Source organism: Streptomyces lincolnensis, assembly GCF_021173675.1.
In the GTDB taxonomy this organism is placed as follows: domain Bacteria; phylum Actinomycetota; class Actinomycetes; order Streptomycetales; family Streptomycetaceae; genus Streptomyces; species Streptomyces lincolnensis_B.
Genome location: NZ_JAIHON010000018.1, coordinates 209,263 through 215,573, shown reverse-complemented (window position 1 = coordinate 215,573; position 6,311 = coordinate 209,263). Strand labels below are relative to the sequence as shown.

The window sequence follows — 6,311 nt, the reverse complement described above, 5'->3', positions numbered from 1 at the left end:
TTGAGGGGTTAAGGCTCCCAGTAGACGACTGGGTTGATAGGCCGGATCTGGAAGGCGGGTAACCGCTGGAGGTGACCGGTACTAATAGGCCGAGGGCTTGTCCTCAGTTGCTCGCGTCCACTGTGTTGGTTCTGAAACCACGAACAGCCCCACGTTCCTGTTAGGGCGTGGTGCGGCTGACAGTTTCATAGTGTTTCGGTGGTTATAGCGTGAGGGAAACGCCCGGTTACATTCCGAACCCGGAAGCTAAGCCTTACAGCGCCGATGGTACTGCAGGGGGGACCCTGTGGGAGAGTAGGACGCCGCCGAACAAATTGTGAGAAAGGCCCACGCCATATGGCGTGGGCCTTTCTGCGTTTAAGCTCGCGGTTATGCGCTATGACCTGGTCATCTTCGACAACGACGGTGTGCTCGTCGACAGCGAGCCCATCTCCAACAGGCTGCTCGCCGGCTATCTCACCGAGCTGGGGCATCCGACCTCGTACGAGGACTCGCTGCGCGACTACATGGGCTCCGCCATGCACCGCGTACATGATCTGGTGGAGGAGCGGACCGGGCGGCGGCTGCCGGCGGACTTCGACGATGTCTTTCATGGGCGGGTGTTCGCGGCTTTCGAGCGGGAGTTGGAGCCGGTGCCCGGGGCCGTGGCGGTACTGGAGAAGCTGGCCGCCGACGGGGTTCCGTACTGTGTGGCGTCGTCCGGGAGTCATGAGCGGATTCGGGTGGGGCATCGGACGACCGGGCTGGACCGGTGGTTCGAGGACTCGCGGATCTTCAGTTCGGAGGATGTGGGGCGGGGGAAGCCGGCGCCGGATCTGTTCCTGTACGCGGCGGAGCGGATGGGGATCGCGCTGGCGCGGTGTGTGGTGGTCGAGGACAGTCCGCTGGGGGTGCAGGCGGCTGTGGCCGCCGGGATGGACGTGCTCGGGTTCACCGCGATGACGCCGGCCGAGAGGCTTGTCGGGGCCACCCGATTCTTCTCGGACATGGGGGAGCTGGCTGACCTGCTGGTCTGACATTTGTCACGCCGAGGTACGGACGATCGTTTCTACTGGCGGGCCGAGGGCTGCCCCGAAGCTGGGGGCATGTCGAAGAAGAAGGCGTTTGTGCCGCTCGTTCTGGACGTGGCGGTGCCGGTGGGGTCGTACTACCTGTTCAAGGACGGGCTCGGGATGAGCACGTTGGCCGCGCTGGGGTGGAGCAGTGTGGTGCCTGCCCTGCGGACCGGGTGGAGTGTGGCCAGGGACCGGGCGGTCAACGGGCTGGCCGCGCTCATCCTGTTCGTGAATGTGGTCGGGCTGCTGCTGAGCTTTGTCTCCGGGGACGCACGGCTGATGCTCGTCAAGGACAGCGGGATCAGCAGTGCGATCGGGATCGGGATTCTGGTCTCCGTGGTGCTGGGCAGGCCGATGATGACGGCCTTCATGAAGCCGCAGCTGGTGAAGGGGGAGGCGGCGCGCGAGGCCGCGTGGGAGCGGCTGGAGAGCGGGTCCGAGGACTTCCGGCGGGCCGAGCGGGTGTTCTCCGTGGTGTGGGGTGTGGTGCTGCTCGGGGAGTGTGTGGTGCGGATCGTGGGGGCGTACACGTTGCCGGTGGACACGATGGTGTGGCTGGGCACGGTCATCATGATCGTTGCGATGGCCGGCGGGTTCGTCGTCAGTGGGGCCCTGGCCGTCATGCCCATGAAGGCCATGCTCGCGGCGGAGGTGTGTGAGAAGGGTGCCGGGAGCGGTGGGAGTCGCGAGAGCGGGGAGTGTTCGGCCGCGGTCGCCCCTGGGGCTTCCTTGGCCGCTGTCGCCGAGTGAGCATCGTAAAGCTGAAGGAAACTCATCTTTGGCTAGATCTACCCACGAGTACGCCGGGGCCCTACGCTCGCCGCCATGACTGATGTGCTGCGGCGCGGTAGGGCCTCGCTGGCGTTCAGCTTCTTCGCGCAGGGCGTGGCCTTTGCTCTGCTGGTGACGCGGATCCCGGCCATTCAGGACCGGTACGGCGTCTCTGACGCGCTGCTGCCCGCCTTCCTCGCCGCGGTACCCGTCCTGGCCGGTGTCGGGAGTGTGTCGACCGAGCAGTTGGTGAAGCGGATACCGCCGAGCCGGGTGCTGCGCTGGGCCCAGCCCGTCGTGCTCCTGGCGCTGCTCGGGGTGGGGGCCGGGGACTCCATGGTCGAGCTGGGGGTCTCGCTGGCCGCGTTCGGGCTGGCCGTGGGTGCGCTGGACGCCTCGATGAACATGCTCGGGGTGAGCCTTCAGCGGGCGTACGGGCGCAGCATCATGCTGAGTTTCCATGCCGTGTTCAGCCTGGGCGGGATCGTGGGGGCCTCGCTCGCCTGGGTGGGGGCGCACTGGCATCTCGCGCTGTGGGTGTCGTATCTGCCGGTGGTGCTGGTGCTGCTGCCGGCCGCGCTGGTGGGGAGCCGGTGGTATGTCGATACCCGCGACCAGGAGGACGGGAGCGGGGCCGGTGCGGGGGCGGCGGACGAGAAGGCGGGCGGCGGCGGTCAGGGCCCCGCCTTCAAGTTGCTGCTGCCGCTGTGCCTGGTGATGTGCTTCGCGTACATCGGGGACTCGACCGTCTCCAACTGGAGCGCGAAGTATCTCAAGGACGTGCTGGGGAGTTCGGAGCAGCTGGCGACCGTGCCGTACAACGTGTACATGGTGACCACGCTGGTGGGGCGGGCCATCGGGGACCTCGGGGTACGGCGGTTCGGGGCCGTGGCCGTCGTACGGTGTGGGGCGTTGGTGGCGGCGGTCGGGTTCGCGGTGGTGGCCGTGGCGCCCGGGGCGTGGGTGGGGATGCTCGGGTTCACGCTGCTGGGGCTGGGGTTGTGTGTGCTGGTGCCGCAGACCTTCGCGGCGGCGGGGCGGTTGTTCCCCGGGGCGTCCGATGCGGCCGTCGCGCGGCTCAATGTCTTCAACTACGTGGGCTTCCTGGTCGGGTCGCCGTTGGTGGGGGCGCTGGGGGACCTGTGGAGCTACCGCGGGGCCATGCTCGTACCGATGGTGTTGGTGCTGGTGACGCTGGTGTACGCCCGGTCGTTCGAAACTCAACCGGACCGATACGGTGGCGGGCATGAGCGGCCGCGCACAGCTGATGTGGGACGAGGCAGTAACGGGCTATGACTTCGGTCCGGACCATCCGATGGATCCGGTACGGCTTGCCCTGACCTGGAAGCTTGTTCAGGCTTTCGGGCTTGACCGGGACGTGGAGGTCGTGGCGGCGAAGCCGGCCGGGGAGTCGACGCTGCGGCTGGTCCATCGCGAGGACTATGTCGAGGCCGTGAAGGCGGCGTCGGCGGATCCCGGGGCGGCCGACGGGTCGTACGGGCTGGGGACGATGGATGATCCCGCCTTCGCGGGGATGCATGAGGCGTCCGCCCTGATCGCCGGGCAGTCGGTGGGGGCCGCGGAGGCTGTGTGGCGGGGGGAGGCGCTGCACGCGGTGAACTTCGCGGGTGGGTTGCATCATGCGATGCCGGGGGGTGCGTCGGGGTTCTGCATCTACAACGACGCGTCGTTGGCGATCGCTCGGTTGTTGGAGTTGGGTGCTGAGCGGGTCGCCTATGTGGATGTCGATGTGCATCACGGGGATGGTGTGCAGGCGGCGTTCTGGGAGGATCCGCGGGTTCTGACGATTTCGCTGCACGAGCATCCTCGTACGTTGTTTCCGCAGACCGGGTGGCCGGAGGAGACGGGGGCGGAGGGGGCCGCGGAGGGGTCGGCCGTGAATGTGGCGTTGCCTGCGGGGACCGGGGATGCGGGGTGGTTGCGGGCGTTTCATGCGGTGGTGCCTGAGGTGCTTGCGGAGTTTCGGCCGCAGGTGTTGGTGACGCAGCATGGGGCGGATACGCATTTCGAGGATCCGTTGGCGCATTTGGCTGTGTCGTTGGATGCGCAGCGGGCTGTGCAGGTGGCGTGTCATGAGCTGGCTCATTCGTATGCCGAGGGGCGGTGGGTGGCGCTCGGTGGGGGTGGGTACGCGGTGGTGGATGTGGTGCCGCGGTCGTGGACGCATCTGGTGGGGGTTGCTGCGGGGCGGGAGATCTTGCCTGAGGCGGTGATTCCTGAGGGGTGGCGGCAGGAGGTGTTTGCTCGGACTCGGCAGTTGGGGCCCGGGCGGATGACCGATGGGCGGTGGCCGGTGTCTTTTGCGGGGTGGGAGGCGGGGTACGACCCTGCGGATCGGTTGGATCAGGCGGTGTTGGCTGCGCGGCGGGCGGTGTTTCCGTTGCGGGGGCTTTTGGCTTAGGGGCGCGGGTGGGTGGGGGGTGCGGGTCTTGGGGGTTTCGCCCCCGCCGCCCCTACCCGTCCCATCACCAGGGGCTGCCGCCCCTTCGACCCCGCCGTCCCTGGGGCTGCGCCCCCAGACCCCCGCTGTCGGCCCTTAAGGGGCCTCGTCCTCAAACGCCGGACGGGCTGGGAGGGCCTGGGCCGGGGTTCAGCTGTCCTCAAACGCCGGGCGGGCTGAAAATGCCCGGGCCGGTGTTCAGTAGTTCCCTGGCGCCGGAAGGGACGACAGGGGCTGGGGTGGGGTTTGGGGCCTGTTGGGTTACGCCGAGTGTGGGGTGTTTGGGGGTTCGGGGGGTGGGGGGTGGGGGGATGCGTCAGCATCGCTGGGGTGTTGAGTGCTGGGGATTTGCGGGGGCATCTTGTGGCGGCGCGGTTGGCGGGGGTGGTGGCTACTTCGCGGGAGGTGAGTCTGCGGAGTTATCGGTTGTTCGCGGCTCGGGATCCCCGGGTGCTGATCGGGCTGGATCCTGAAGGGGAGTGGGGGGTTCGGGAGCTCGTTGGGTTGATGGCTGAGCGGTGTGGGGTTTCGGGCGATCACCGGTCCACTGAAGGTCAGGATGTGATCGATCCGGAGCTGACTTTGGCGGCTTTGGACGCGTTTGCGGAACGGGTGGGGGCGGCGGCGCGGGGGCGGGTTCCGGTGTTTCTGGGGACCGGGCACCCCCATCGGCTGCTCGGGTTCTACGCCGCTCTGGCGGACGCGCTGTCGGCGGCGGGATGTGCCGTTCTCACCCCTGCGCATGGCCACTGTGTCGACATAACGACCCGGTTCGGTCTACGCACGTACAACCTTGACTACGTACGAGGAGTCGCGCTGGTGCGGGAACCAGGGGTGCCGGGCTCCGGTTGTGCGACCGGCGCACACACGCATTCACCACTCCCGGTTCGTACCGCTCTGGCCGCCGCGGCGGAGGCCGGCGGGCCGCTGCCCGGGCTCGTCATCGGGGATCACGGATGGGTCTGCGGGGCTGGTCAGCTGGGGTTTGAGGCCATTGGGCTGGCCGACACGGATGACCCCGCGCTGTTCGTGGGGGAGGCCGAAGGTGTCGTGTCCGTCGCCGTTCCACTTGATGACGCCGTGCGGTCTGATTACTACAGGCCACTTACCCGCTACGTACTCAATCGAGCGTGTCTGTCACAGTAGGCCGCCGATGGGTGCACCTCTTCCCCACTTGCATCACCCGCCCCTACATTGGGGAGTGAGCACGCAACGACGAAGAGTCACCGGAAGGGGAAGCCGGTGCCCGTCGAGTGCGGAAGGTTCAGGTGTGTCATGGCTGCAGCTGGCGAGAGGCCTCTGAACGAGGTTCAGTTCCTAACCGTGGCGGAAGTCGCCTCGGTGATGCGAGTGTCGAAGATGACCGTGTACCGACTGGTGCACAGCGGTCATCTGCCCGCGATCCGGGTGGGGCGGTCCTTCCGCGTCCCCGAGCAAGCGGTTCACGAGTACCTTCGCGAGAGCTACGTGGGGGTGGAAACCGCCTGACGACGTGGTCCGGGGGGACCCTCAGGGCAAGGTCAGGGATCCCCCCGGCACCTCGATTACGACCTCAGCGCTCGGGCGGGTAGGCTAGCCCCTTGTAGGTCGTATGGGCCCATGGCGCCCAGCACCGAGTGATGAGAAGTGAGCGAGGGTAGTCGTGGGCTCTGTTATCAAGAAGCGGCGCAAGCGGATGGCCAAGAAGAAGCACCGCAAGCTGCTCAAGCGCACGCGCGTTCAGCGTCGTAACAAGAAGTAGGCGGCCGGCCCAACGGGCCTGCCAGGCACTACGACGCCGCGTAAGCAGCGTGAATGTGGCCCCCCACCACACCTGGTGGGGGGCCACACGCGTATCCCGGCACCGAGGTCCGGCAATCGAAGTCCGGCATCGAGGTTCGGCAATCGCGGTCCGGCAATCGAAGCCCGGCCTGGCGTACGCAGGGCGTCCACATGGCTTGCTCTGGTCGTACGTCTGTGGATGCCGTCACTTCACGCATTGGGCGGTCATCACAGCGCAACATCGACCCGCTAAGTTGGGCCGC

The 6,311-nt window shown here is 67.4% G+C and carries 7 protein-coding genes and 2 rRNA genes; all 9 read left to right on the top strand.

The genetic code is table 11. The features are described 5' to 3' along the window. Positions 1 to 105, top strand: a 23S ribosomal RNA gene (locus tag K4B79_RS40980); the annotation flags it as partial. A gap of 89 nt (positions 106 to 194) precedes the next feature. Continuing rightward, positions 195 to 311 (top strand): 5S ribosomal RNA (gene rrf, locus K4B79_RS40975). 60 nt (positions 312 to 371) lie between these two features. Then, complete coding sequence (locus K4B79_RS40970) at positions 372 to 1,016, top strand: HAD family hydrolase (protein ID WP_232032514.1); 645 nt, start codon at positions 372 to 374, stop codon at positions 1,014 to 1,016. 69 nt (positions 1,017 to 1,085) lie between these two features. Next, positions 1,086 to 1,805, top strand: coding sequence for a VC0807 family protein (locus tag K4B79_RS40965; RefSeq protein ID WP_232032513.1), 720 nt, complete (start codon positions 1,086 to 1,088; stop codon positions 1,803 to 1,805). A 75-nt stretch (positions 1,806 to 1,880) separates the two neighbouring features. Next, on the top strand, positions 1,881 to 3,122 hold the full coding sequence (locus tag K4B79_RS40960) for an MFS transporter (RefSeq protein WP_232032512.1): 1,242 nt from the start codon (positions 1,881 to 1,883) through the stop codon (positions 3,120 to 3,122). Beyond that, positions 3,073 to 4,248: an acetoin utilization protein AcuC gene (locus K4B79_RS40955; RefSeq protein ID WP_232032511.1), complete on the top strand. Its 1,176-nt coding sequence runs from the start codon at positions 3,073 to 3,075 to the stop codon at positions 4,246 to 4,248. The genes K4B79_RS40960 and K4B79_RS40955 overlap by 50 nt, the downstream gene beginning before the upstream one ends. 369 nt (positions 4,249 to 4,617) lie before the next feature. Further along, positions 4,618 to 5,433 carry a phosphatase gene (locus tag K4B79_RS40950; RefSeq protein WP_232032510.1) on the top strand — a complete coding sequence of 272 codons (816 nt, stop codon included), beginning with the start codon at positions 4,618 to 4,620 and terminating at the stop codon, positions 5,431 to 5,433. A 129-nt stretch (positions 5,434 to 5,562) separates the two neighbouring features. Further along, positions 5,563 to 5,775, top strand: coding sequence for a helix-turn-helix domain-containing protein (locus K4B79_RS40945; protein WP_004984898.1), 213 nt, complete (start codon positions 5,563 to 5,565; stop codon positions 5,773 to 5,775). Positions 5,776 to 5,929: 154 nt separating this feature from the next. After that, positions 5,930 to 6,028: a 30S ribosomal protein bS22 gene (locus K4B79_RS40940; protein ID WP_003948845.1), complete on the top strand. Its 99-nt coding sequence runs from the start codon at positions 5,930 to 5,932 to the stop codon at positions 6,026 to 6,028. The last annotated feature ends 283 nt before the right edge of the window (positions 6,029 to 6,311 follow it).

Coding starts and splice junctions, on each gene's coding strand:
- K4B79_RS40970 (WP_232032514.1), top strand. CDS start 372: ATGCGCTATGACCTGGTCATCTTCGACAACGACGGTGTGCTCGTCGAC.
- K4B79_RS40955 (WP_232032511.1), top strand. CDS start 3,073: ATGAGCGGCCGCGCACAGCTGATGTGGGACGAGGCAGTAACGGGCTAT.
- K4B79_RS40965 (WP_232032513.1), top strand. CDS start 1,086: ATGTCGAAGAAGAAGGCGTTTGTGCCGCTCGTTCTGGACGTGGCGGTG.
- K4B79_RS40960 (WP_232032512.1), top strand. CDS start 1,881: ATGACTGATGTGCTGCGGCGCGGTAGGGCCTCGCTGGCGTTCAGCTTC.
- K4B79_RS40945 (WP_004984898.1), top strand. CDS start 5,563: ATGGCTGCAGCTGGCGAGAGGCCTCTGAACGAGGTTCAGTTCCTAACC.